The following is a 24,395-nucleotide window of genomic DNA, read 5'->3' on the forward strand; positions in this document are numbered from 1 at the left end:
GCATCGCTGAACATCGCAGTATTGTAGGGTGGGTTAGCGCTAGCGTAACCCACCTCTTTCGCTTCCCCGGAGACGAACAGTGGTGGGTTACGCTTCGCTAACCCACCCTACGGCAGGGCCGCGCTTGGCGAGACCTCACGCCATGCTCAGCTCGTGGCGTCCCACCACCATCCAGTGCACCTCGTCCGGACCGTCCGCGAAGCGGAGATGACGGACGTCCTGGTACATTTCGGCGAGCGGGGTCCAGTGCGAGATGCCCGTGGCGCCGTGCATCTGGATCGACTGGTCGATAATCTTGCAGGCGCGCTCCGGCACCATGGCCTTGACCATGGACACCCAGACGCGAGCTTCCTTGTTGCCGAGCACGTCCATGGCCTTGGCGGCCTTCAGCACCATCAGTCGCATCGCCTCGATCTCGCAGCGCGCCTGCGCGATGATCTGCATGTTGCCGCCGAGATGGGCGATCTTCTTGCCGAAGGCTTCACGGGTGAGGCCACGCTGCACCATCAAATCGAGCGCCTTCTCGGCCTTGCCGATGGTGCGCATGCAGTGATGGATGCGGCCCGGCCCGAGCCGAAGCTGCGAGATTTCGAAGCCGCGGCCTTCGCCGAGCAGAATGTTCTCCTTGGGCACGCGCACGTTGTTGAAGCGCATGTGCATGTGGCCGCGCGGCGCGTGGTCCTGGCCGAACACGTACATGGGGCCGAGCACCTCGACGCCGGGCGTGTCGCGCGGCACCAGGATCTGCGACTGCTGCTTGCTCGGCGCCGCATCCGGATTGGTCTTCACCATCACGATGAGGATCTTGCAGCGGGGATCGCCGACGCCGGAGATGTAATACTTCTCGCCGTTGATCACCCATTCGTCGCCGACGAGCTTGGCGGTGGTCGAGATGTTCTTGGCATCGGAGGAGGCGACGTTCGGCTCGGTCATGACATAGGCCGAGCGGATCTCGCCGTTCATCAGTGGCTTCAGCCACTTCTCCTTCTGCTCCTTGGTGCCGACGCGCTCCAGCACCTCCATGTTGCCGGTGTCAGGCGCCGAGCAGTTCATGCTTTCCGAGGCCAACGGGCTCTTGCCGAGCTCGGATGCGATATAGGCGTAGTCGAGATTCTTCAGGCCCTGGCCGGTCTCGTCGTCGGGCAGGAAGAAATTCCAGAGGCCTTCCTGCTTGGCCTTGTTCTTGGCCTTCTCCAGCACCTCGAGCTGCTTGGGCGTGAAGCTCCAGCGATCCTCTTTGCCTTCGCCGGCCTTGGCGAATTCGATCGACATCGGCTCGACGGTGTCGCGGATGAACTTCCTGACGTGATCATAGAGCGGCCGGACCTGGTCCGACATCCTGAGGTCGTTGAGCTCGTCGCCGGGATTGAGGGTGTAGTTGGTGGTGCGGGGAATATAGGTGTGTTTTGTCATTGTTCCTCCCGGGGTCGCTGAGATCGCATTGAGCCGGAGAATAGTCGCAGCGTCGGCAAAGTGCGAGCGCGCATTTTCTAGAGCGAGCCATGCCATGCGATGGAATATCGCAGGGCGTTTGAAATGTTGTTTGAATGGGACGGTTGCCGCGAGCGCTGCTGTCATCGCCCGCGAAGGCGGGCGATCCAGTAATCCGAGGCGTCGGTGATTCATGGAGAAGCCGCGGCGTACTGGATTCCCCGCCTTCGGGGAATGACAGTGTTTGCTGTGGTTAGTTCGCCATCCGATGCATCGCGCATATCTTGTTGCCGTCGAGGTCGCGCAGATACGCGATATAGAGGTTGACGCCCGGGCCTTGGCGGATGCCGGGCGGATCTTCGCAAGGAACGCCGCCGGCAGCGATGCCGGCCGTATGCCATGCATTGACCTGCTCCGGCGAGTTGGCGGCAAAGCCGATGGTGCCGCCATTCGCAGGCGTCGCCGCTTCGCCGTTGATAGGCTTGGTCACCGAGAACACGCCGGTCTTGGTGATGTAGAAGATGCGATGGCCGTCGACCCGCGCCGGCCGCACCTCGAGCGTGGACAGCAAATTGTCGTAGAAGGCCTTGGCCTTGTCGAGGTCGTTGGTGCCGATCATCACGTGTGAAAACATTTTGCCCTATTTCCCTCATCTTGTAGCCCGGATGGAGCGCAGCGTAATCCGGGTCTTGTTTGCTTTTGGCCGTTCCGGATTGCGCTGCGCTCCATCCGGGCTACGAGAATCAAAACGCCGTATAGCCGCCGTCGATCACGAACGTATCCGCGGTGTGGTACGACGACGCCTTGCTCATCAGATACACTGCGATGCCGCCGAAATCGCTGGCTTCGCCAAAGCGGCGCACCGGAATGCGCGGCATCACGTTTGCGACGAATTTCTCGTTGGCCATCAGGCCCGAGGTCATGTCGCTCTTGATCCAGCCGGGCAGGATCGCGTTCGCGGTGACGCCGTGGCGCGCCAGCTCAACGCCGAGCGCGCGCACCAGCGCGTTGATCGCGGCCTTGGTCGCCGCGTAGTGCTCGTTGCGGGCGGTACCGAAGATCGAGGCGAGACTCGAAGTCGCCACCAGCCGACCGAAGGGATCGCCCGCATTGGCGCGCTCGGTCATGTGTTTTGCGGCCGCCTGGAACGCGTGGAACACGCCGTCGAGATTGGTCGCAAACATCCCACGCCATTCCTCTTCGGTGCGTTCGATGAAGGAGCGCCGGCCGCCGCCGCCGATGCCGGCATTGGCGAAGCAGCCGTCGACCCGGCCGAACATGTCGAGCGTGGCCTTCATCGTGGCATTGACCGAGGCCGGGTCGGTGACGTCGCAGACCCGCGCGTCGACCTTACCTGATAGCCCCGCCAGGCTCGCGGCAGCGCTGCTGTTCTTGTCAGGATTGCGACCCCAGATCGAGACGTTGCAGCCCTGGCCGGCGAGCGCCTGCGCGATGCCTAGCCCGATGCCGCCATTGCCGCCGGTGATCACGGCGACCCGTCCCGAAAGGTCGAAAAGGTTCATGGCGCGTTTCCTGTTTTTTTGGCATGCGCGCATCAGCCGCTGCGCGCAAGATTGCTTGCTATGCTCTGATCACCATGGACAAGACCGTGCCAAAAATCAAATATGCGCCCCGGCAAAAGTAATTCCGGTCTGCGAAACTGGCGCAGGCCGCAACTCACGAGGAAACCATGCAGTTCAAACACGTCACGCTCGATCTCGATGGCTCGGTCGCGATCCTCAAGCTCGACCACCAGGAGGTGATGAACGCGGTCTCCGTCGACATGCTGGGCGGTCTCGCGGAAGCGCTCGACACGATCGAGGAGAAGAAGGACGAGGTGCGCTGCGTCGTTCTCACCGGCGCGGGGCGGGCGTTCTGCACCGGCGCGAATCTCCAGGGCCGCAACAAGCAGTCGAAGAAGACCAAGGCCGGCCTGACGCTTGAGACCGGCTTCCATCCCTTCCTGCGCCGCATCCGCAATCTGCATTGCCCGATCGTGACCGCGGTCAACGGCCCCGCGGCCGGCGCCGGCATGAGCTTCGCGCTGCTCGGCGACATGATTTTATGCGCGCGGTCCTCTTACTTTCTTCAAGCCTTCCGCCGTATCGGCCTGGTGCCGGATTGCGGCTCGACCTGGCTCTTGCCGCGGCTGATCGGCAAGGCGCGCTCGATCGAATTGTCGCTGATGGGCGAGCGGCTCCCAGCCGAGAAGGCGCTGGAATGGGGCCTCGTCAACCGCGTCTATGATGACGGCGTGCTGATGGAGGAGGCGATGAAGCTCGCGCATGACCTCGCCAGCGGCCCGACGGTCGCGCTGTCGCTGATCCGCAAGCTCTACTGGGACAGCCCGGAAAATTCCTTCGAGGATCAGCTCAATCTCGAATTCCAGTGCCAGCTCCGCGCCGGCGACACGGATGATTTCCGCGAAGGCGTCGGCGCCTTCCTGGAGAAGCGGCCGGCCAAATTCAACGGCAGGTGATCAAGGGCAAATGATCGAGGCCGAACTCTCCCGCAGCGTTGCGCGCTGGTGCCCGGGCGCAACTGGTGTCGCTGGCGTGGCAAGACTGTCCGGCGGCGCCAGCCAGGAGACCTGGCGCTTCGACATCGTGCATCCCGATGGGCCGATCGGTGCGATCCTGCGCCGCTCGCCGAAGGGGTATGGCGCGGCGCCGACGCGCGCGGCAGGACTCGGTGCGGAAGCGCAGCTGATGCAGCTTGCCTATGAGGCCGGCGTGCCGTCGCCGCGCGTGATGCATGTGCTCGTGCCGGACGACAATCTCGGCACCGGCTTCATCATGCAGCGGGTCGAGGGCGAGACCATTGCGCGCAAGATCCTGCGCGACGACGAGTTCGCGGCGACGCGGCCGCTTCTCGCGCGGCAGATTGGCGAGGTGCTTGCGAAGCTGCACGGGCTGCCGCGGGACAAATTGCCCGAGCTGCGCAGCCGGTCCGCGACCGAGGAGATCGCCGAGTTCGAGCGCGATTATCGCAGCCTGGACTGGCCCAAACCCGTGTTCGAGCTGGCGCTGCGCTGGCTGCGCGACCACGATCCGGGTCCTTCGGCCGAGACGACGCTGGTGCACGGCGATTTCCGCAACGGCAATCTCATCATCGGCGCAGACGGCGTGCGCGCGGTGCTTGACTGGGAGCTCGCTCATCTCGGCGACCCCATGGAGGATCTCGGCTGGGTCTGCGTTAATTCCTGGCGTTTTGGCGAGATCGACAAGCCCGTCGGCGGCTTTGGCTCGCGTGAGGAGCTGTTCGCCGGCTATGAGGCGGCTGGGCGGAAGGTCGATCCATCGCGTGTCAAATTCTGGGAAGTGATGGGCACGCTGCGCTGGGGCATCATGTGCGGCGGCATGATGCAGCGATTTCGAGAAAGTCCGGACCATTCGATGGAACGCGCCATGATCGGACGCCGTGCCTCCGAGACCGAGATCGATCTGTTGCGGCTGCTGGTGCCGCGGGGGAGTTGACCATGCAGGACGAGCCGACCCCGATCGAGCTGACCAAGTCAGTCGCCGATTTCCTCCGCAACGATATCGCGCCGCTGATCTCCGGCCACCAGGCTTTCAAGCTGCGCGTCGCCATCAATATTCTCGATCTCGTGACACGGCAGTTGACGCTGGAGGAGGGGAGCGATGCCGCGGAGGTGGACCGGTTGCGCGCGTTGCTCGGCATGGACGGCGCGGTCACCGACCTCAACCGCGCACTCGCCGAGCGCATCGCCAAGGGCGAGGTCGATCTCGCAACGCCGGGCCTTGCCGAGCATCTGTGGCAGACGACCATGGATAAGCTTGCCGTGGATCAGCCGAATTATGCCTCGTACAAGCGGGAGCTGTCGCGCGGCGGGTAAGCGGCGCCACATTCTCCGCGGTCATCGCCCGCGAAGGCGGGCGATCCAGTATTCCAGAGACGGCAGCGATTGAGCCGAGAAGCCGCGGCGTACTGGATGCCCCGGTCAAGCCGGGGCATGACACCGGTGGCGTTGGGAGCCGTGACGGGCCGATCGACCCTTCACTTCCCTATCCATTTCGGCGGCCGCTTCTCCGCAAACGCCTTCGGGCCCTCGATGTAATCCTGCGAGGCCGCCATCGCCTTCACCGCCGGATACTCGCGCTGCTCCTCGATCGCCTGCTCCAGCGACACGCCGAGGCCCTTCTGGATCGCCTGCTTCGAGGCCCGGATCGACATCGGCGAATTCTTGGTGATCATCTCAGCCCAGCGCAGCGCGGCCGTGAGCGCCTCGCCCTGCGGCACCACCTCATTGACGAAGCCGAGTTCGAGACCCTCTTTGGCGCTGACGTGGCGCGCGGTGAGGATCATGCCCATGGCGCGCTTCAGCCCGATCTGGCGCGGCAGCCGGTGCAGGCCACCGGCGAGTGCGGCGAGGCCAACGCGCGGCTCGGGCAGCGCGAAGGTCGCGTTCTCCGAGGCAATGATGAGGTCGCAGGCCAGCGCGATCTCGAAACCGCCGCCCATGGCCACGCCATTGACCGCAGCGATGATCGGCTTGTCGCAGTCGAAGCGCGCGGTGAGGCCGGCAAAGCCGCCCTTGTCCCAGCCGCGCTTGCCGCCGGCCGCCTGCCACTTCAGATCGTTGCCGGCGCAGAACGCCTTGTCGCCGCTGCCTGTGACGATCGCGATCCACTGCTCGGAATCGGCGGAGAAATCGTCAAACACTTTGTTGAGCTCGAAATGCGCGTCGGTGTGCAGCGCGTTGTAGACCTCGGGCCGCGACAGCGTGACGATCGTGATCGGCCCCTTGCGTTCCACCTTTGAGAATTTCAGCTCCATGCTCGCTCCCGCAGTTTCTCGTGAAGGAATATTGCCGGAATACTACCGCGCCACCGCGCTAGAGCACCATCGAATTGCGCAATGCGCCCTGCGCATCCGGTACGCCTCCCATTGCTTGACTTGGCGACGCTCTTCTCACCTTAATCGTGCGAAGCAAAGCTGCGCCCAGCGCCTTAACGCAAAACGAAAAAAACACCCGGGAGAGAGCCGTGGATTTCTCATTGCCTGCCGATCTCGTCGCCTATCTCGCAGAGCTCGACCGTTTCATCGAACGCGAGATCAAGCCGCTGGAAGAGGCCGATGATAATATCCGCTTCTTCGATCATCGTCGCGAATGGGCCCGCACCGATTTCGAGAATGGCGGCCTGCCGCGCCACGAATGGGAAGCGCTGCTGCGCAAGGCCAAGGATCTCGCGGACGCGGCCGGTCATTTGCGATTTCCGGTGCCGAAGCAATATGGCGGGAAGGATGGCTCCAATCTCTGGATGGCCGTGATCCGCGAGCACTTTGCCGCCAAGGGTCTCGGCCTGCACAACGACCTCCAGAACGAGCATTCCATCGTCGGCAACTTCCCCGTCGCTACCATGCTCGATCGCTACGGCCGCGACGACCAGAAGGCGATGATCGACGGCTCGATCAAGGGCAAGTATCGCATCACCTTCGGCCTGACCGAGCCAAATCATGGCTCCGACGCCACCCATATGGAAACGCGCGCGGTGCCGGCGACCCGCGACAACGTCAAGGGCTGGATCATCAACGGCGAGAAGATGTGGACGACCGGCATGCACGTCGCCACGCATTGCGCGCTGTTCGCGCGCACCAGCGGCAATGACGGCGATGCCCGCGGCATCACCTGTTTCCTGGTGCCGGCGAAGAGCCACGGCGTGAAGATCGAAGAGTACATGTGGACCTTCAACATGCCGACCGACCACCCCCGCGTCAGTTTTACGGATGTGTTCGTGCCGGAGGACGCGCTGTTCGGCGAGGTCGGGCGCGGCCTGTCGCTGGCGCAGTGTTTTGTCCATCAGAACCGTATCCGGCAGGCGGCGAGTTCGTTGGGAGCGGCGGTCTACTGCATCAACGAGAGCGTGAAATATGCGCGCGAGCGAAAGCCGTTCGGCAAGGCACTGGCCGAGAACCAGGCGATCCAGTTCCCACTGGTCGAGCTGGCGACGCAGGCCGAGATGCTGCGCCTGTTGATCCGCAAGACCGCCTGGGAAATGGACAAGCTCACTGAGGAGCAGATCGAGCGCACGCTCTCCGACCGCGTCTCGATGTGCAACTACTGGGCAAACCGCCTCTGCTGCGAATCCGCCGACCGCGCCATGCAGGTCCACGGCGGCATGGGCTATTCACGCCACAAGCCGTTCGAGCACATCTACCGCCACCACCGCCGCTATCGCATCACCGAAGGCAGCGAGGAGATCCAGATCCGCAAGGTGGCGGGATTTTTGTTCGGCTATATGGGGCCGGGGAAGCATTAGCTGTTATCGCGAGCGAAGCGATCCAAAGTCTTTCCAGAGAGACAGTCTGGATTGCTTCGTCGCAAGGGCTCCTCGCAATGACGGAGGAGAGAGGCGCGCATCCGCCTCCACACCGTCATTGCGAGCGAAGCGAAGCAATCCAGAGATGTCGCCATGGACGGAGCTCCCGATTGCACCATCGCTTCTCGCAGTCGGCCTAATTCACCCTTCTATCCTTCCCCGCCCAATACGGCTCGCGCAATTGCCGCCGCAAAATCTTGCCTGACGGATTGCGCGGCAGCGCCGGCAGGAACTCCACGCTCTTCGGCGTCTTGAACCCGGCGATGCGCTCGCGGGTGAAGTTGATGATGTCGGTGGCGGTCGCCTGCTTGCCCGGCTTCATCACCACGACGGCCTTCACCGCCTCGCCCCATTTGTCGTCGGGTATGCCGATCACTGCGGCTTCCGCGACGTCGGGATGATCGCACAGCGCGCTCTCGACTTCGGCCGGGTAGATGTTTTCGCCGCCGGAGATGATCATGTCCTTGATGCGGTCATGGATGTAGAGATAGCCGTCTTCGTCCATGTAGCCGGCGTCACCGGTGCGCAGCCAGCCGTCGCCGCGCAGCGTCGCGGCGGTCGCTTCCGGCAGGTTCCAGTAGCCTGCCATGTTGGAGCCCGAGCGTGTCGCGATCTCGCCGACCTCGCGCGGCGGCAGCGGCTTGCCATCGACATCGAGGATCGCGATCTCGACGCCCGGCAGCGCCTTGCCGGCCGAGCGCATCCGCTCCAGCCCCTCGATATGATCCTCCGGCGGCAGCGCGACGATGGTGTCGGTGGTCTCGGTCATGCCGTACATCTGCACGAAGCCGCATTTGAAGATCTCGATGCATTCCTTCAGCAGCGCCGCCGGTATCGGCGAGGCGCCGTACAGCATGTATTTCAACCGCGAGAAATCGACAGTCCTCGCGCGCGGCTGCCGCACCACGAACTGCATCGCGGCGGGCACCATGAACAGCTTTGTGATGCCGGACTGCTCGAAGAAATCCAGCACCTTGGTTGGATCGAACTCGCGCGCGATCACGCCGCGGGCGCCGTGATAGAGCCCCATCACGCCCCAGCCGGATCCGCCGATGTGGAAGATGGGCATCGCCACCAGCGACACGTCGTCGGTCGACCACCGGTTCCATTCAGGCTTGTCCTCGGCATTGCCGGTTTGCACGAGGTTGAGGAAGTTCGCATGCGACAGCATCGCGCCCTTCGGCTTGCCCGTCGTACCCGACGTATAGAGCTGAATCGCGATGTCCTTCGCGTCGATCGGCACCTTGGGATCATCGCCACTCGGTGCATCGCGCCAAGCTGTAAAATCCTGCCATTCCGGCGCGCCACCTTCGGTGGTGATGACGCTGCGCACGCCCGGCAACTGGCCCTTGATCTGGCGGACCAGGGCGATGAACTCAGGTCCCACGAACAGCACCGGCGCTTTGCAGTCGCTCACGATGAAGGCGACCTCGGGGCCCGCGAGCCGCCAGTTCACGGGCGCCATCACCACGCCGGCCTTCATGGCGCCCATCAGCAGCTCGAAATAGATGTCGCTGTTCTTGCCGAGATAGGCGATGCGCTCGCCGCGTCTCACACCCATCGCGATCAGCGCGTTGGCCACTTTATTCGTCTTGACGTCGAATTCGGCAAAGCTGGTGACGCGGCCTTCGAACTCGAAGGCGATCGCGTTGCCGCGGCTCTTGGCGCGCTCGCGCACCATGTCGGCGAGATTGGCCAATGGCTGTGTGGTCATGTTTCTCCCATACCGTCTTGTTCTTATGCCGCGGAGTGTGGCGTCATCCGCAGGGGAAGACAAGACGGGGGAAGGTACGCCATGGCTTCAACGTCGTCGTCCTGGCGAAAACCAGGACCCATAGCCACAAAACGCAATTTGGCGAAGACCGGCCATGGCCTATCTTCGCCAAAAAACATTCGGTGGGAATGGGTCCTGGCTTTCGCCAGGACGACTACGTCACCCCCGCTTCGCACGATCCTTTTCGTTCTGCGCCATGATGCTCTCGCGCGCGGTTTTCCAGTCGTCGTCGCTCCAGTCACGGAGCTGGTAGAAATTGCCGCCCATGGCGAGCGCCTGCGCGCCGTCCATGGCGATGGTCTCGCCGCTGATCCAGTCGCAACCGCCGGAGATCAGGAACACGGCGACGTTTTGCAATTCCTCCATGGTGCCGACGCGGCCCATCGGGTTCATCGCCTTGGTGCGCGCGCCGGCCTCGTCACCGGGCTTGATGCGCTTGCTCATGCCCTCGGTCGGGATCTCGCCCGGCGCGATGGTGTTGAGGCGGATGCCGTAGCGCCCCCATTCGGTCGCGAGCGACATCGTCATCGCGTGGATCGCGGACTTGCTCATCGCCGACGGCACCACGTAAGGCGAGCCGTTGCGCACCCAGGTCGTGGTGATCGAGACGACGTTGCCGGGCTGCTTCAACGCGATCCAGCGCTTGCCGACCGCTTGCGTCACATAGAACGTGCCGTGCATGACGATGTTGGCGACGGCGTCGAAGCCGCGCGGCGACAGTTCCTCGCTGCGCGAGATGAAATTGCCGGCGGCGTTGTTGATGAGGTCGGTGAGGGGGCCGTCGCGAAAGATGGTCTCGATCATCTCCTCGACCGCGAGCGCGTTGCGGATGTCGACGCCGTGGCTGCTCACGCGGCCGCCATACTCGGCCATCAGCTCGGTCGCGGTCTCGTCGCAAACGATCTTGCGCCGGCCGCAGATGTGCACCTCGGCGCCGAGCTGGAGGAAGCGCGCCGCCATCGACTTGCCGAGCCCGGTGCCGCCGCCGGTCACGAGGATGCGCCGTCCCGCCAGAAGATTTTCCTTGAACATGGCTGTTTTCCCCGTTGCGATTGTCGATTAATTGATCGATTGACTAAATCCGGCCGCCGTCGTCCTGTAAAGCGGCACCGAACAAGAACAGCAGGGAACCAGGGGAGAATTCATTCATGGAAGAGCGCGTCTCGATCTCGATCTCGGAAGGCGTCGCCGATGTTCGGCTGGTGCGCGCGGACAAGATGAATGCGCTGGATCAGGCCATGTTCGAGGCCCTTGTCGCCGCAACCGACCGGCTTTCAAAGGACAAGAGCGTGCGCGTTGTCATGCTGTCCGGCGAAGGACGCGCCTTCTGCGCCGGTCTCGACATGGGGCGTTTTGCCGCCATGAAGGAAAAGGGTGGCAACGGAATTCCGGGTGGCGAAAATCGCGATCTCACCAAGCGCACGCACGGCCAGGCGAATTTTGCGCAACAGGCGGTATGGGGCTGGCGCCAGCTTCCGGTCCCCGTGATCGCCGCGATCCAGGGCGTCGCCTTCGGCGGCGGCTTCCAGCTCGCGCTCGGCGCCGACATGCGCTTCCTCACCCCGGATGCGCGGATGTCGGTGATGGAAATCAAATGGGGCCTGGTGCCCGACATGGCGGGCACGCCGATCCTGGCTTCGCTCGTGCGCGACGATATCTTGCGCGATCTCACCTACACCGGCCGCATCTTCTCCGCGCAGGAGGCGATGGCTTACGGTCTCGCCACGCGCATCTGCGACGACCCGCGCGCGAGCGCCCTCGAAGTCGCGCGCGAGATCGCGGGAAAAAGCCCCGATGCGATCCGCGCCGCCAAACGCATGCTCAACAATCTCTCGGTCGATCCGGGCCCCGCACTGCTCGCCGAGTCCGTCGAGCAGCAGAAGCTGATCGGCAGTGCGAACCAGACCGAGGCGGTGCGAGCCAATCTGGAGAAGCGCGCGGCGAAGTTTGCGGACTGATGGTCTTCGTCATGGCCGGGCTTGTCCCGGCCATCCACGTTCTTTGGCAAGGCGACGAAGCAGAACGTGGATCACCGGGACAAGCCCGGTGATGACGACTAATCGACACCGTCTCTAAACAACAAAGAAAAACCAACAATGAGCGAAACGTCAAATTTCCTCGGCATCGTCTCCGGCGAGCGCAGCCGCTCCCATGCCGAGGTCGCTGATCGTGCCGATCGCATCGCCGCGGGCCTCAGCCAAATCGGCGTCAGGCAGGGCGATTGCGTCTGCATGTTGATGCGCAACGACATTGCCTTTCTGGAAGCTGCCTATGCCGCGATGCGGCTGGGCGCCTACGGTGTGCCGATCAACTGGCACTTCAAGCCGGAGGAGATCACCTACATCCTGAACGACACCGGCACCTCCGTGCTGATCGGCCATGCCGACATGCTGCATGCCTTGCGCGATGCGATCCCGAAAGGCGTCACCGTGCTCAGCGTGCCGACACCGCCGGAGATCCTGTCCAACTACAAGATCGATTCCGATCATCTGAAGACGCCGGACTTTGCGATCGATTTCGAACCTTGGCTCGCACAGCACCAGCCCTATGACGGCCCGATCGTGCCGCAGCCCATGAACATGATCTACACCTCGGGCACGACAGGCCATCCCAAGGGCGTACGGCGCAATGCACCGACGCCGGAACAGGCGGCCGCCGGCGAGCGCATGCGCGCGATGATCTACGGGCTGAAGCCCGGCGCCCGCACGATCCTGCCGGGTCCGCTCTATCACTCCGCGCCGAACTCGTTCGGCATCCGCGCGGGAAAACTCGGCGGTGCACTGGTGCTGATGCCGCGCTTCGAGCCCGAGGAATTTCTCGAGCTGATCGAACGCTACAAAATCGACACCATCTTCATGGTGCCGACCATGTTCATCCGCCTGATGAAGCTGCCGGGGGAGGTGCGCAAGAAGTACGATGTCTCCTCGCTGCGCCATATCATCCATGCCGCCGCGCCCTGTCCGGCGGACGTCAAGCGCGCCATGATCGAGTGGTGGGGGCCGCTGATCTACGAATTCTACGGCTCGACCGAATCCAGCGCCGTCACCTTCGCGACCTCCGAGGATGCGCTAAGGAAACCCGGCACCGTCGGCAGGATTTCGCCCGGCGCCGAGCTGCGCTTCATCGGCGATGACGGACGCCTGTTGGGCGTGGGCGAGATCGGCGAGATCTATTCGCGCATGGCCGGGATGGCCGATTTCACCTACCACAACAAACCGGAGAAGCGCGCCGAGATCGATCGCGACGGCTTCATTACCTCCGGCGACGTCGGCTATATCGACGAAGAGGGCTACGTCTTCATATGCGACCGCAAGCGCGACATGGTGATTTCGGGCGGCGTCAACATCTATCCGGCCGAGATCGAATCTGTACTGCACGCGGTGCCCGGCGTGCATGATTGCGCGGTGTTCGGCATCCCCGATGCCGAGTTCGGCGAAGCGCTGATGGCGGTGGTCGAGCCGCAAGCCGATGTTACGCTCGACGCCGTCGAAATCCGCGCCCGGCTGAAGGCCTCGCTCGCCGACTACAAGGTGCCAAAACACATCGAGATCCGCGCCGGGCTGCCGCGCGAAGATTCCGGCAAGATCTTCAAGCGCCGCCTGCGCGATCCCTATTGGGAGCAGGCGGGGCGGAAGATCTGACGGTGCGTAGTGCGTAGCCCGGGTGAGCGAAGCGATACCCGGGATAATAAGCCCCGGATGTCGCTTCGCTCATCCGGGCTACACACGCCCGTGAATTCGTGAGCGGCTTCGTCGACCGCAACCTCGCTCATCGTGCTATACTCACGGGATCACCGTCTCGCGGATCATCCCATGGCTCCCGTTTCCATCCTGCTCAACCTGCTCTGGATCCTCATCGGCGGCGCCTGGATGGCGCTCGGCTGGCTGATCGCCGCGGTCATCATGGCGATCACCATCATTGGCCTCCCGTGGGCGCGGGCAGCGTTCAACATCGCGGTCTACACGCTGATGCCGTTCGGCTCGCGGGCGGTCAGCCGCTATGAGGTCACCGGTGTCGAGGATGTCGGCACCGGCCCGCTCGGGGTGATCGGCAACATCATCTGGTTCGTGCTGGCTGGCTGGTGGCTGGCGCTCGGCCATCTCCTCACCGCCTTGGCCCTCGCGATCACCATCATCGGCATTCCCTTCGCCTGGGCCCACCTCAAGCTCGCGGGCATCGCGCTCTGGCCGGTCGGCAAGGTGATCGTGCCGGCTTAGGGGAACTCGTAAGCGTCCCCGCGGCACATCCTTCGAGACGCCTGCCGTTGGCGGGCCCTCAGGATGAGGGCGGAACACGTGGCTGCAACGAATCCCGACGCAACTCAGCCTCATCCTGAGGAGACCGCGAAGCGGTCGTCTCGAAGGACGAGGCGCTTGCTCAGCTCGTAAGATGGGTAGAGCGCCAGCGAAACCCATCAATCCGTCCGCCGATGATGAAGCATGATGGGTTTCGCAAGGGCTCAACCCATCCTACGCGCTGATTCGAAGTGGACCACGACTGCTTTCGACCGGGCGTAGGTATCCTGCCCCTCGGCAATGCGTCAGATTCATTGCAACTTTTTCCCGGCTTCATTGTTGAAGATCGGGAGCGAACGCGGCCGCAATGTGCCGCGTGGGCTGGCCCTTGGCTCATTCTTATCGGGAGGCGATTGCATGAAGTGGCTTTGTTTGATCGGCTTTGTGGCGGGGGGCGTTGCTTTAATACCCTCACCTTCTGCTTCGGCGATGCCCGCTGCCAAGCCGGACGCGCTGGGCGCGTCACAGACTGCCACTATCGAGGTCAAGGGCGGCCACGGACACGGCGGTGGCCACGGCTGGGGTCATCACGGCGGCCGTGGTCATCATTACGGTTGGGGCAGAGGCCGAGGTCATCATTATGGCTGGCGGCACCATCACCACTGGTGAGCGTCACGATTGTCCCGAGATCGGAGTTGGTACCGATGTTAATACGGACCGCGAAGCACATCCGGGAGCTTGAGGACCAACCAAGCTCGTAGGATGGGTAGAGCGTGAGCGAAACCCATCAAACCGTCCGCCGATGACGAAGCATGATGGGTTTCGCAAGCGCTCGGCCCATCCTGCACGCGGCGTGCATCAATGCGCATGCGCCCTCAGGGACGAACGCGAATGATCGTATTCCCCTTGCGTCGCCTGGTCGGATTTAAGGCGGCGACGGCATCGTCGAACATCGAGACGTTGCCGATGTTTGTCCGCAATCGTCCGTCCCGCACCCGCTGGACGATCTCACTCAGTTGGGCACGATCGGCCTCGACGACAAAGTCGACCGCCAGGCCGTCGGAGGGTCGCGCCTCTGCGGGCCCGACGATGGTGACCAGTGTTCCTCCGGCTCGAATCAATGCTGCGGACCGCTTCTGGATGTCACCGCCGATGACATCGAACACCAAGTCGACTTTGCCGATGTCTTCCAGGGCATCGTTGTCGAGGTCAACGAACTCCTTCGCGCCGAAGTCGAGCACCGTCTGACGGTCGGCGGCGCGTCCGGTGCCGATGACGTGGGCGCCGGCCTCTCGTGCGAGTTGCGTCACCATCGACCCGACTGCACCGGCCGCGCCGTGTGCGAGGACGCTTTGCCCCGCCTGAAAGCGGCCGTGCTGGAACAGCCCTTGCCATGCCGTCAGGCCCGAGATCGGCAGGCTTGCGCCCACTGTGAAGTCGACGTCGCCCGGGAGCGGCGCGAGATTGCGTGCCTCGATCGCCACATACTCGGCGAGCGTGCCGTCGCGATACCAGTCCGCGAGGCCAAACACCCGCTGTCCTACCGACAACCCCGTAGTGCCATATCCGAGAGCGGTGACCACTCCAGCCAACTCGTGCCCAGGGATCGACGGTGTTCGGTCACGCTCGAGGCGATCGGTCCAGGTCGAGGGCCATGTCAGCTCGGTCGGAACAAATCCCGACGCATGAACCCGAACAACGACGTCGTTTATCGATGCCTGCGGCTCGGGCCGCTCCACCAGCTTCATCCCGGCCGTTCCCGCGGCCCGTTCCGTTACAACGATCGCCTTCATGGGATTATCTCCTCGGTCATTGTCTCTTGATGCAACTGTTGCAGGCAGCGTAAGCACAACGGCTATCCACAAACTGCCGGGCAGTGTGGAAGTGTCCGCGATCTGCGCTGTCTGCATTGACCGGCTCGTACTGAGACTGCCGATCGGGTTCGCTTCGGTCGCGGTACTAGCAGCTAGATGCGTCGCGCCTGGTCATGAAACCAGTACCAAGATTGCAAATTCTGGCTGTACCAAGCGCATTCAGACGGCGCTTAGCTTGAGCGCGTAGGATGGGGAGAGCGCCAGCGGCCCCCATCGATCCGTCCGCCAGTGACGAACCAGGAAGAGTTTCGCAAGGGCTCCAGATTAAGACGACGATGCGATCCCTTGTTCCAACAACACTCTGGCTGCCTCGCGGTTAGCCTCGACGATGGCGGGATCACGCGTTGACTGTGCGATCACGAGCGAGCCTTCGAACAGCGACAGGATCTGGATCACGGCCCTTTCGGGTTTGCTCAATGACAAGGGCTCAACGAGTGACGCAACGAAGTCGTGCAACTTTGTAAAATACGCTGCGATGGTCGCCTCTACGCCCGGGGAGTTTGCCTCCGGGCCGAATTCGGCCATTCCTTTGGCGAACGGACAGCCGCGGAACGAAGGCGCAAGGAGCGGTTGTTCGAGTGCGTCGAAAACAGCGAGAACGCGCTCCACTGGCGTGAGACCGGCTCGCTCGGTGGAGGTCGAAAGCATCTGAAACCAGACGGCGCTCTTGTAGCGCAGATAGGTGGCGATGAGGTCGGCCTTCGAGGGAAAGTGCTTGTAGAACGTCATCTTGGCCACGCCGCTTTCGGCGATGATCCGGTCGATTCCGACGGAGTTGATGCTGAACCGGTAAAACAGGTCTGACGCCGTCTTCAAAATGCGCTCGCGCGGGGCGAGCGCATCGAGCGGTTGAATATCCACGTCCACGAAATCAAGCACCGTGCCCATCGATCGTCCTTAACCGAGCCGTTTACGTCGCTGGACAGACTATTCTGTCCATTTAAGGATTGCAAAGACATACAGGTCTGTCTATAGCTCCATTGTCCCCTTGGATTTGAGAGAAAGATCGTGAGATGAGCGGAAAAGTTGTGGTTGTGACGGGTGCAAGCAGTGGTTTTGGAAAACTCACCGCCTTGGAGCTCGCAAAGCGGGGTCACACGGTGATTGCTGCCATGCGCGAAGTCGCAGGAAGAAATAGCCGTGTTCGCGACGAGCTTGTCGAAGCGGCAAAGGCTGAAGGGCATGCGCTCCAGGTCCTCGAGATGGACGTCGCCGACGAACAATCCGTCAACGTCGCGATCGCGGATGTCATCCGGCAGCACGGCAGGGTCGATGCCCTGGTCAACAACGCGGGAATGATGCCCGTCGGCGTCACGGAAGCCTATACCGTCAAGGATATCGAAGCGCAGTTCGCCGTGAACTTCTTCGGCGCCGTTCGCACCGATCGCGCCGTTCTGCCGCACATGCGGGCCGCCGGCAGCGGCGTCCTCATCCATGTCACGTCGCTCATGGGTCGGGTGGTCTTCCCGTTCTTCGGTGTCTATTCCGCCAGCAAGTTCGCGCTCGAAGCCCTCGCGGAAGCCTACCGCTACGAGCTTTCGAGCTTCGGCGTGGATTCGGTCATCGTCGAGCCAGGCCCGTTCCCGAGCAACCTTCTTCCATCCAGCCCCGAACCCTCCGACCACGCCGTGCTGAAAACCTATGGCGATGTCGCGGCGATCCCGGGTCAGATCAAGCAGCACTCCAACGATGGAAACGATCCGCAGAATCCGCCGCAGCCCCAGCTCGTCGCGAATGCGATCGCGCAGCTGGTCGAGGCCACGGAACGGCGGCCTCTGCGGACGGTCGTGATGCCCGAGGGCATGGATCTCGGTGTCCAGCGGCTGAACGAGGCCGTCGCCCCGATTCAGAACGACCTTCTTCGCGCGCTCGGCATGGCGAGTATGATTTGACGCGAAGGCGATAAGCACACTGTACAGCTCGTAGGAAGGATAGAGCGTGAGCGAAACCCATCACCGTCCGCCGATGACGAAGCATGATTGGTTTTGCGAGCGCCAAACCCATCCTACGCGTGCTGACGACCCATGGCAGAGAAAGACCACTTGGAGTAGAGTAGCGGCGCCGTATATTTTCAACGGAGCCCGAGATGTCCTTTCTCAAGTTTGGGATCGGTTTGTTGGCCGTCCTTGCGACGAGTGGATTTTGTGCGGCCCTCGCGGAAGATAATTCACTTGAATACAAGCGCGTGACGGCGACCGAACTGAAGTGGAGCCCGCTGCTTTCGATGCCTAAGGGGACGCAATCGGCGGTGCTACACGGCAATCCGGGCAAGCCGGGCCTCTATACCGTTCGACTCAAAGTACCGGCGAATTCCAAAATGCCTGTGCACTCTCACCCCGATGAACGCGTTCGCGTCATCATTTCGGGGACGTACTATTCTGCGCTCGGCGACAAGGTCGATGCATCGAAGCTCCTGAGCTTTCCCCCCGGTACGTTTTCGCACGTGCCGCCAAAAGTGTGGCAGTTTGCGGAAACCAGGGACGAAGAGGTGATCTTCGAGATTACCGGGATTGGACCGACAGGCATCGACTATTTGAACGCCGAGGATGATCCTCGAAAGCAAAAATAACGTTGGTCGACCTGCCGAGCGCTTCAGCACTCGTAGGATGGGTAGAGCGCAGCGAAACCCATCAATCCCTCCGCCGCAGACGAAGCATGATGGGTTTCGCAAGCGCTCTACCCATCCTACGCGGCCCAAGGCAGAGCCGGATGGCTCTCTCACACCATAGCCATGTCCGCTCGTGGCAGTGGGTGGGGCGCTCAGTCGACGCCGAGCACACCACCCTCGCGTTGCCCGACAAGCAAAACACGCCACATGCAGGTCAAGCACCGGGCCGTCGAATATTCTGATTAACCGAATTATTCTCTTCGGGTAAACCGCAGTCATCCCGGCCCGCCAGAAGGGGCGTTTCGCGATCGTCACAATACGCAGGCCGGGCGGCGATGGACGCGGCAGCGCCGGCGCGTGACGAGGTGGCAGGGCGGGCGACCCCTGTGAGCCATCGCGATCTGCGCGAACGACCCGGCGCTGTCACATCGGTTCTTTTCGGCTTCGGTGGCGAGCACGCGCAAGCTTCCGGATGTCCGGGGAGGGACGTCCGCGGACGGCAAAAGCGTGTGGTCCTGACGCCCGGGGTCTGTGCGTCAAGGCTTGCGGTGATGTGCGGCCCGACCGGGTGCGCGCATCGATCATCCGCAAGGCGAAGGGGGCAATAGTGCATCGCTTCCCGGGGAGAGCGCGCCATAAGCCGTAAAACCATCGCGCAGGGAAGGCCGGATGTTCCGGCATCACCTGTGGTCACCCCCGCGTGCGTTTTTCGCGTGCGGACCCTGGGTGCCAGCCGGCGCCCGGCCTTCCCTGCGCCCTTTCTTCGCGATGAGGGCGAAACGGACAGCAAAACTCGGGCGCTCGCGCCGCGAGACCGCGGACGTGTGCAGTGACGAGTTGCAGGCAAATCTCTCGTGCCGGGGACTCCAATGGCGTCGGCGGTGTGCGCCGCCACCAAGTTCACCTTGCACTGCGGTAGAAGAATATCGCACACTCGACCGGGCCGGGGAGCCATAGGGAGCTCTACAAGGGGAGCGAGCCATGTCCCTCCAGACATTACCATCCGACACCGCCGATCAGCGCCCCAACCGTCCCGAGGATGTCCAGGCGCTGGAGGCGGACGCGCGGATGCGGGACGACATCCGCCTGCTCGGGCGCATCCTCGGCGACACCGTGCGCGACCAGGAGGGCGCCGAATTGTTCGATCTGGTCGAGCGCATCCGCCAGACCTCGATCCGATTCCACCGCGATGAGGACCGGCTCGCCCGCCGCGAGCTCGAGCAGATCCTCGACAGCATGTCGACCTCGGAGACCGTGCGGATCGTCCGCGCCTTCAGCTATTTCTCCCACCTCGCCAACATCGCCGAGGATCAGAACAACATTCGCCAGATGCGCGCCAACAAGGGCGGCGGCTCCGGCGTGCTGGCCGAGACCCTCGCCCATGCGAGGGCTGCGGGCATCGGCGCCGATGCCCTGCGCAACTTCTTCAAGAGCGCGCTGGTTAGTCCGGTCCTGACCGCGCATCCGACCGAGGTCCGCCGCAAGAGCACCATGGACCGCGAAATGGAAGTCGCAGCCCTGCTCGATCGTCGCGAGCGCGTCGCGCTGACGGCCGACGAGGCCGCCGCCAGCGACGAGCAGCTCCGCCGCGAGGTGCTGACGCTGTGGCAGACCAATCTGCTGCGCCGGACCAAGCTCACCGTGCTCGACGAGGTCGCCAACGGCCTGTCGTTCTACGATTACACGTTTCTCCGCGAGGTGCCGCGGCTGGTCAACACGCTGGAGGACCGGCTGGAGGAGGGCGGCGAGCAGGCGGCAGGCGAGCTCGCTTCGTTCCTGCGCATGGGCAGCTGGATCGGCGGCGACCGCGACGGCAATCCCTTCGTCACCGCCGACGTGATGCGCGGCACGCTGCGGCTGCAGTCGAGCCGGGTGATGCAGTTCTATCTCAATGAGCTGCACGTGCTCGGCTCCGAGCTGTCGATCGCGGCGCATCTCGCCGACGTGTCCGAGGAGTTGCGCACGCTGGCGGAGCGCTCGCCCGATACCTCGCCGCACCGGAGCGGCGAGCCCTATCGCCTCGCGGTCTCCGGCATCTATGCGCGCCTGACCGCCACGGCTGAAATGCTTCAGGTCGAGATCACGCGGCGGCCGGTCGGCAAGGGCGCTCCCTATGACAGCGTCGGGGAGTTCAAGGCCGATCTCGACGTGCTGCACCGCTCGCTGATCTCCAACAACGCCGGCGTCATCGCCCGCGGCCGGCTGCGGCTGCTGCGGCGTGCGGTGGACTGCTTTGGATTCCATCTGGCCCGGCTCGACATCCGCCAGAACTCGGCGGTGCACGAGCGCACCATTGCTGAGCTGATGGACGCCGCCAACCCCGGCATGTCGTATCTCGCGCTCGGCGAGGACGCGCGTATCTCCCTGCTCACCAACGAGCTGCGCTCGACGCGCTCGCTGGTGTCGCCATTCGTCAAGTACAGCGACGAGACGATGGGCGAGCTCAACGTCTTCCATGCCGCAGCAGAAGCGCATGCGAAGTTCGGCTCGGACGCCATTCCCCAGTGCATCATCTCGATGTGCAAAAGCATGTCCGACATGCTCGAGGTCGCGGTGCTGCTCAAGGAAGTGGGGCTGGTGCATCCCTCCGGGCGCAGCGCCATCAACATCGTGCCGCTGTTCGAGACCATCGAGGATCTGCAGGCTTCCAGCGCCATCATGGACCGCATGCTCTCGCTGCATGATTATCGCCGGCTGGTCGACAGCCGCGGCAGCGTGCAGGAGGTGATGCTCGGCTACTCTGACAGCAACAAGGATGGCGGCTTCGTCACCTCGGGCTGGGAGCTCTACAAGGCCGAGATCGGGCTCGTCGACGTGTTCGAGCGCCACGGCGTGCGGCTGCGCCTGTTCCATGGCCGCGGCGGTTCGGTCGGCCGCGGCGGCGGGCCGAGCTACGATGCGATCATCGCCCAGCCCGGCGGCGCGGTGAACGGCCAGATCCGCATCACCGAGCAGGGCGAGATCATCTCGTCGAAATATTCCAACGCCGAAGTCGGCCGCAACAATCTGGAGATCCTTGCCGCCGCGACGCTGGAGGCGAGCCTGCTGCATCCGCGCCAGAGCGCGCCGCGCCGCGAATATCTGACCGCGATGGACGAGCTTTCAAACCTCGCCTTCAAGGCCTATCGCGGCCTCGTCTACGAGACCGACGGCTTCGTCGATTATTTCTGGGCGTCGACCGTCATCAACGAGATCGCGACACTCAACATCGGCAGCCGTCCGGCCTCGCGCAAGAAGACTCGTGCGATCGAGGATTTGCGCGCCATCCCCTGGGTGTTCTCCTGGGCGCAATGCCGCCTGATGCTGCCCGGCTGGTACGGATTCGGCAGCGCGGTCGAGCAATGGATCGCGGAGCATCCCGACAAGGGCATGCCGTTCCTCAAAGAGCTCTACAAGGAATGGCCGTTCTTCCGCATGCTGTTGTCGAACATGGACATGGTGCTGGCCAAAAGCTCGATCGCGATCGCCTCGCGCTATGCCGAGCTCGTGCCGGATGAGGCGCTCCGCGAAAAAATCTTCGGCCGCATCCGCCGCGAATGGCATTCCTGCATCGAGACGCTGCTGGACATCATGGGCCAGGACCGGCTGCTGCAGAGTAATCCGCTGCTGGAGCGCTCGGTGCGCCACCGCTTCCCCTATCTCGACCCGCTCAACCACGTGCAGGTCGAACTGCTGAAAGAGCACCGCGCGCAGAACCCGGACGAGCAGGTGCTGCGCGGGATTCAACTGACCATCAACGGGATCTCGGCGGGGCTGAGGAATACGGGATAAGGCGACCCACCCTCGTCATGCCCGGGCTCGTCCCGGGCATCCACGTTCTCAGTGCCGCGGTTCAAGTCGTGGATGGCCGGGACAAGCCCGGCCATGACGCGTCGTGAGAGCACGGCCTCAACAGAAATGCGCGCCCTGCGTCTCCACATAGACCGCATAGAGCGACTGGCTCGCGGTCATGAACAGGCGGTTGCGCTTCTTGCCGCCGAAGCAAACGTTGGCGCAGGTCTCGGGCAACAGGATCTGCCCGATGCGCGCGCCGTCGTTCGGCGCGAACACCTGCACGCCGTCATAGCCCGGTCCGACCCAGCCGGCGCCGACCCAGATGTTGCCCTCGGTGTCAACGCGCAGCCCGTCGGGGAAGCCTGATTTGCCGTCGAGCTTCATGTCGATCAACTTCTTCGGGTTCGACAGCTTCGCCCCGTCGATATCGTAGGACCACACCACGTTCTCGGCTTGCGGATAATGAGTGATGCCGGTGTCGCAGACATAGAGCTTCTTGTAGTCGTGACTGAAAGCGATGCCGTTCGGCTTGAACGGCTCGTCGGCCACCTTCGCGACCTGGCCGCTCTGCGGATCAATGCGATAAACCGCTTCCTTCTGATACGGCTGCAGCGAGCCGGTATTGGCAAGCTTGCCCTCATAGATGCTGATCGCGCCGTAGCCGGGATCGGTGAACCAGATCGCCTTGTCGTTGGGATGCACCACCATGTCGTTCGGGCCGTTGAGCGGCTTGCCGTTGGCCTGTTCGGCCAGCGACGTCACCGAACCATCATGCTCGTAGCGGACGAGGCGGGTGCGCTCGGCGCTGATCTGGCGGCCCTCGGTGTCGAACGAGTTGCCGTTGGCCTCGTTCGACGGCTTGTGGAATTGCTCGGAGATATGGCCGTCGTCGTCGAGATAGCGCAGCTGCCGGTTGGCCGGGATATCGCTCCAGACCAGATATTGTCCCTGCGCATTCCATGCCGGTCCTTCCGCCCACAGGCAGCCGGTATAGAGCCGCTTGATCGAGGTGTTGCCGACCTTGGCCTTGAAGCGCTTGGGGTCGATGACGACGATGTCGGGGTCGGGATAGCGCTGCGGCTCGGCATTGGCGCCGAAGTCGCGGGCGTCGGCGTTCGAGGCGAGCAGGGCAGACGCGGCGACAGTCGCGGCGCCCTTGAGCAGCGTGCGGCGGGCGAGGCCGCTGCTTGCAGTCGTGTCGTCGGAGTTGGTCAGTATTCTTGTCATGGTTTCCTCCCAAAATTGTGTTGGGAGGAAATGATCCGCCAGCAATCGGGCGTAAAGCGGAGCGATCTCCGGAGTAAGATAACCGGAGATCGCAGGGCAGAGATGCCGCAAATGCGGTCCGACGGGATTCCTTACACGGGATCCCAAGGGAAGATGTCGGCGGAGCGGTCGAGCTTGTAGAACGATCCCTTCAGCGCCGGCATGCCATGTTCCGCGATCGACTGCGGCGTCCAGCCTTCGCTCCGGTGCACCGAGCGCAGCGGACGGTTCTGGCTGAACAGGAACAGCTCGTTCATGCGTGCCCCAAAGATCTGCCCGGAGACGTCCTTGGCGGCATCGGAGAGCAGATAGGCGCAGACCGGCGCGATCTTCTCCGGGCCCATCTGCTTGATCTTCTCGACGCGCGCCTTCTCGGCTTCGGTCTCGGTCGGGATGGTGCCGATCATGCGGGTCCAGGCGAACGGCGAGACGCAATTGGAACGGACGTTGAAGCGGCCCATGTCGAGCGCGATCGACTTCGACAGGCCGACGATGCCGAGCTTGGCGGCGGCGTAGTTGGCTTGTCCAAAGTTGCCGATCAGGCCGGAGGTCGAGGTGAAGTGCACGAACGATCCGGACTCCTGCTCGCGGAAGATCCGCGCCGCCGCGTGGCTGACGTAGAACGAGCCCATCAAATGCACCTTGATGACGGCCTCGAACGCTTCCACGCTCATCTTGTGGAAGATCATGTCGCGCAAAATGCCCGCATTGTTGACCACGCCGTCGAGCCGCCCGAAATGATCGGTCGCGGTCTTCACGATCTTGCTCGCGGGGATGGCCTCGGCCACCGACTCGAAATTGGCAACCGCGGTGCCGCCGCGCTTCTTGATCTCCTCGACCACTTCCTCGGCGGGCGCGGCGCTCGTGCCGGCGCCGTCAGCGGCGACGCCGGGATCGTTGACGACGACCTTGGCACCCTCGCCAGCGCAGAGCAGCGCGATCTCCCGCCCGATGCCGCGGCCTGCGCCGGTGACGATGATGACCTTGTCTTGCAGTGATTTCGTCATTTGGGTTCTCCTGTTGTCTTACCTCGCCCCGCTTGCGGGGAGAGGTCGGATCGCATCGAAGATGCGATCCGGGTGAGGGGGGACT

General features: G+C 63.3%; 20 protein-coding genes. 10 read left to right on the forward strand and 10 right to left on the reverse strand.

What is annotated here, in order from left to right; translation table 11 throughout:
• Positions 1 to 135: 135 nt before the first annotated feature.
• From ABIB91_RS18610 to ABIB91_RS18620, 3 genes are all read right to left on the reverse strand, one after another.
• Complete coding sequence (locus ABIB91_RS18610; RefSeq protein WP_275170548.1) at positions 136 to 1,413, reverse strand: acyl-CoA dehydrogenase family protein; 1,278 nt, start codon at positions 1,411 to 1,413, stop codon at positions 136 to 138.
• 271 nt (positions 1,414 to 1,684) lie between these two features.
• Positions 1,685 to 2,065, reverse strand: coding sequence for a VOC family protein (locus tag ABIB91_RS18615; RefSeq protein ID WP_027516798.1), 381 nt, complete (start codon positions 2,063 to 2,065; stop codon positions 1,685 to 1,687).
• A gap of 109 nt (positions 2,066 to 2,174) precedes the next feature.
• Entirely contained in the window at positions 2,175 to 2,954 is a 780-nt protein-coding gene (locus ABIB91_RS18620; protein WP_354162874.1) for an SDR family NAD(P)-dependent oxidoreductase, read from the reverse strand.
• Between the two features lie 167 nt (positions 2,955 to 3,121).
• Here ABIB91_RS18620 and ABIB91_RS18625 point away from each other — a divergent pair, with 167 nt between their 5' ends.
• Genes ABIB91_RS18625 through ABIB91_RS18635 form a run of 3 tightly spaced genes read left to right on the forward strand, consistent with a single transcriptional unit; the run spans position 3,122 to position 5,287 of the window.
• Positions 3,122 to 3,910 (forward strand): enoyl-CoA hydratase/isomerase, encoded by a 789-nt coding sequence (locus tag ABIB91_RS18625; RefSeq protein ID WP_354162871.1) that lies wholly within the window; start codon positions 3,122 to 3,124, stop codon positions 3,908 to 3,910.
• A gap of 10 nt (positions 3,911 to 3,920) precedes the next feature.
• Entirely contained in the window at positions 3,921 to 4,907 is a 987-nt protein-coding gene (locus tag ABIB91_RS18630) for a phosphotransferase family protein (protein ID WP_219683978.1), read from the forward strand.
• Positions 4,908 to 4,909: 2 nt separating this feature from the next.
• Positions 4,910 to 5,287 carry a DUF6285 domain-containing protein gene (locus ABIB91_RS18635; RefSeq protein ID WP_354162868.1) on the forward strand — a complete coding sequence of 126 codons (378 nt, stop codon included), beginning with the start codon at positions 4,910 to 4,912 and terminating at the stop codon, positions 5,285 to 5,287.
• A gap of 161 nt (positions 5,288 to 5,448) precedes the next feature.
• Here ABIB91_RS18635 and ABIB91_RS18640 read toward each other — a convergent pair whose 3' ends face one another.
• Positions 5,449 to 6,228 (reverse strand): enoyl-CoA hydratase-related protein, encoded by a 780-nt coding sequence (locus ABIB91_RS18640; protein ID WP_354162865.1) that lies wholly within the window; start codon positions 6,226 to 6,228, stop codon positions 5,449 to 5,451.
• A gap of 209 nt (positions 6,229 to 6,437) precedes the next feature.
• On the opposite strand from ABIB91_RS18640, the gene ABIB91_RS18645 reads away from it, so the two are divergent.
• Positions 6,438 to 7,712 carry an acyl-CoA dehydrogenase family protein gene (locus tag ABIB91_RS18645; protein ID WP_247288630.1) on the forward strand — a complete coding sequence of 425 codons (1,275 nt, stop codon included), beginning with the start codon at positions 6,438 to 6,440 and terminating at the stop codon, positions 7,710 to 7,712.
• Between the two features lie 196 nt (positions 7,713 to 7,908).
• Here ABIB91_RS18645 and ABIB91_RS18650 read toward each other — a convergent pair whose 3' ends face one another.
• Together ABIB91_RS18650 and ABIB91_RS18655 are read right to left on the reverse strand one after the other, a co-directional pair.
• A complete protein-coding gene (locus tag ABIB91_RS18650; protein WP_354162861.1) occupies positions 7,909 to 9,486 on the reverse strand; it encodes a fatty acid--CoA ligase in 1,578 nt (525 codons plus the stop codon).
• Positions 9,487 to 9,705: 219 nt separating this feature from the next.
• The gene (locus tag ABIB91_RS18655) at positions 9,706 to 10,578 is read right to left on the reverse strand and encodes an SDR family oxidoreductase (protein WP_027516806.1); all 873 of its coding nucleotides are present in this window, start codon (positions 10,576 to 10,578) and stop codon (positions 9,706 to 9,708) included.
• Positions 10,579 to 10,694: 116 nt separating this feature from the next.
• Here ABIB91_RS18655 and ABIB91_RS18660 point away from each other — a divergent pair, with 116 nt between their 5' ends.
• The 3 genes from ABIB91_RS18660 to ABIB91_RS18670 all read left to right on the forward strand — a co-directional run bounded on the left by ABIB91_RS18660 (position 10,695) and on the right by ABIB91_RS18670 (position 13,763).
• A complete protein-coding gene (locus ABIB91_RS18660; protein ID WP_354162858.1) occupies positions 10,695 to 11,504 on the forward strand; it encodes a crotonase/enoyl-CoA hydratase family protein in 810 nt (269 codons plus the stop codon).
• A 138-nt stretch (positions 11,505 to 11,642) separates the two neighbouring features.
• Positions 11,643 to 13,187, forward strand: coding sequence for an acyl-CoA synthetase (locus tag ABIB91_RS18665; protein WP_354162855.1), 1,545 nt, complete (start codon positions 11,643 to 11,645; stop codon positions 13,185 to 13,187).
• Between the two features lie 171 nt (positions 13,188 to 13,358).
• Entirely contained in the window at positions 13,359 to 13,763 is a 405-nt protein-coding gene (locus ABIB91_RS18670; RefSeq protein ID WP_354127671.1) for a YccF domain-containing protein, read from the forward strand.
• A gap of 893 nt (positions 13,764 to 14,656) precedes the next feature.
• Here the strand turns inward: ABIB91_RS18670 and ABIB91_RS18675 are convergent.
• Positions 14,657 to 15,574: an NADP-dependent oxidoreductase gene (locus ABIB91_RS18675; protein ID WP_354162852.1), complete on the reverse strand. Its 918-nt coding sequence runs from the start codon at positions 15,572 to 15,574 to the stop codon at positions 14,657 to 14,659.
• Positions 15,575 to 15,919: 345 nt separating this feature from the next.
• Positions 15,920 to 16,543 carry a TetR/AcrR family transcriptional regulator gene (locus tag ABIB91_RS18680; protein ID WP_219683987.1) on the reverse strand — a complete coding sequence of 208 codons (624 nt, stop codon included), beginning with the start codon at positions 16,541 to 16,543 and terminating at the stop codon, positions 15,920 to 15,922.
• Between the two features lie 125 nt (positions 16,544 to 16,668).
• On the opposite strand from ABIB91_RS18680, the gene ABIB91_RS18685 reads away from it, so the two are divergent.
• The 3 genes from ABIB91_RS18685 to ppc all read left to right on the forward strand — a co-directional run bounded on the left by ABIB91_RS18685 (position 16,669) and on the right by ppc (position 22,034).
• Positions 16,669 to 17,547 carry an SDR family oxidoreductase gene (locus ABIB91_RS18685; RefSeq protein ID WP_354162849.1) on the forward strand — a complete coding sequence of 293 codons (879 nt, stop codon included), beginning with the start codon at positions 16,669 to 16,671 and terminating at the stop codon, positions 17,545 to 17,547.
• Positions 17,548 to 17,741: 194 nt separating this feature from the next.
• The gene (locus ABIB91_RS18690; protein ID WP_007593682.1) at positions 17,742 to 18,224 is read left to right on the forward strand and encodes a cupin domain-containing protein; all 483 of its coding nucleotides are present in this window, start codon (positions 17,742 to 17,744) and stop codon (positions 18,222 to 18,224) included.
• 1,020 nt (positions 18,225 to 19,244) lie between these two features.
• Positions 19,245 to 22,034, forward strand: coding sequence for a phosphoenolpyruvate carboxylase (gene ppc, locus ABIB91_RS18695; RefSeq protein ID WP_354162845.1), 2,790 nt, complete (start codon positions 19,245 to 19,247; stop codon positions 22,032 to 22,034).
• Positions 22,035 to 22,151: 117 nt separating this feature from the next.
• Here ppc and ABIB91_RS18700 read toward each other — a convergent pair whose 3' ends face one another.
• Positions 22,152 to 23,264 carry an SMP-30/gluconolactonase/LRE family protein gene (locus ABIB91_RS18700; RefSeq protein ID WP_354162842.1) on the reverse strand — a complete coding sequence of 371 codons (1,113 nt, stop codon included), beginning with the start codon at positions 23,262 to 23,264 and terminating at the stop codon, positions 22,152 to 22,154.
• Between the two features lie 131 nt (positions 23,265 to 23,395).
• Positions 23,396 to 24,310, reverse strand: a complete 915-nt coding sequence (locus tag ABIB91_RS18705) for an SDR family oxidoreductase (RefSeq protein WP_007593675.1) — start codon at positions 24,308 to 24,310, stop codon at positions 23,396 to 23,398.
• Positions 24,311 to 24,395: the final 85 nt, after the last annotated feature.

This window comes from Bradyrhizobium sp. JR4.3 (assembly GCF_040547695.1).
Taxonomy (GTDB): Bacteria; Pseudomonadota; Alphaproteobacteria; order Rhizobiales; family Xanthobacteraceae; genus Bradyrhizobium; species Bradyrhizobium canariense.

Coding starts and splice junctions, on each gene's coding strand:
- ABIB91_RS18615 (WP_027516798.1), bottom strand. CDS start 2,065: ATGTTTTCACACGTGATGATCGGCACCAACGACCTCGACAAGGCCAAG.
- ABIB91_RS18635 (WP_354162868.1), top strand. CDS start 4,910: ATGCAGGACGAGCCGACCCCGATCGAGCTGACCAAGTCAGTCGCCGAT.
- ABIB91_RS18700 (WP_354162842.1), bottom strand. CDS start 23,264: ATGACAAGAATACTGACCAACTCCGACGACACGACTGCAAGCAGCGGC.
- ppc (WP_354162845.1), top strand. CDS start 19,245: ATGTCCCTCCAGACATTACCATCCGACACCGCCGATCAGCGCCCCAAC.
- ABIB91_RS18665 (WP_354162855.1), top strand. CDS start 11,643: ATGAGCGAAACGTCAAATTTCCTCGGCATCGTCTCCGGCGAGCGCAGC.
- ABIB91_RS18670 (WP_354127671.1), top strand. CDS start 13,359: ATGGCTCCCGTTTCCATCCTGCTCAACCTGCTCTGGATCCTCATCGGC.
- ABIB91_RS18690 (WP_007593682.1), top strand. CDS start 17,742: ATGTCCTTTCTCAAGTTTGGGATCGGTTTGTTGGCCGTCCTTGCGACG.
- ABIB91_RS18660 (WP_354162858.1), top strand. CDS start 10,695: ATGGAAGAGCGCGTCTCGATCTCGATCTCGGAAGGCGTCGCCGATGTT.
- ABIB91_RS18675 (WP_354162852.1), bottom strand. CDS start 15,574: ATGAAGGCGATCGTTGTAACGGAACGGGCCGCGGGAACGGCCGGGATG.
- ABIB91_RS18630 (WP_219683978.1), top strand. CDS start 3,921: ATGATCGAGGCCGAACTCTCCCGCAGCGTTGCGCGCTGGTGCCCGGGC.
- ABIB91_RS18640 (WP_354162865.1), bottom strand. CDS start 6,228: ATGGAGCTGAAATTCTCAAAGGTGGAACGCAAGGGGCCGATCACGATC.
- ABIB91_RS18620 (WP_354162874.1), bottom strand. CDS start 2,954: ATGAACCTTTTCGACCTTTCGGGACGGGTCGCCGTGATCACCGGCGGC.
- ABIB91_RS18705 (WP_007593675.1), bottom strand. CDS start 24,310: ATGACGAAATCACTGCAAGACAAGGTCATCATCGTCACCGGCGCAGGC.
- ABIB91_RS18685 (WP_354162849.1), top strand. CDS start 16,669: ATGAGCGGAAAAGTTGTGGTTGTGACGGGTGCAAGCAGTGGTTTTGGA.
- ABIB91_RS18650 (WP_354162861.1), bottom strand. CDS start 9,486: ATGACCACACAGCCATTGGCCAATCTCGCCGACATGGTGCGCGAGCGC.
- ABIB91_RS18610 (WP_275170548.1), bottom strand. CDS start 1,413: ATGACAAAACACACCTATATTCCCCGCACCACCAACTACACCCTCAAT.
- ABIB91_RS18680 (WP_219683987.1), bottom strand. CDS start 16,543: ATGGGCACGGTGCTTGATTTCGTGGACGTGGATATTCAACCGCTCGAT.
- ABIB91_RS18655 (WP_027516806.1), bottom strand. CDS start 10,578: ATGTTCAAGGAAAATCTTCTGGCGGGACGGCGCATCCTCGTGACCGGC.
- ABIB91_RS18625 (WP_354162871.1), top strand. CDS start 3,122: ATGCAGTTCAAACACGTCACGCTCGATCTCGATGGCTCGGTCGCGATC.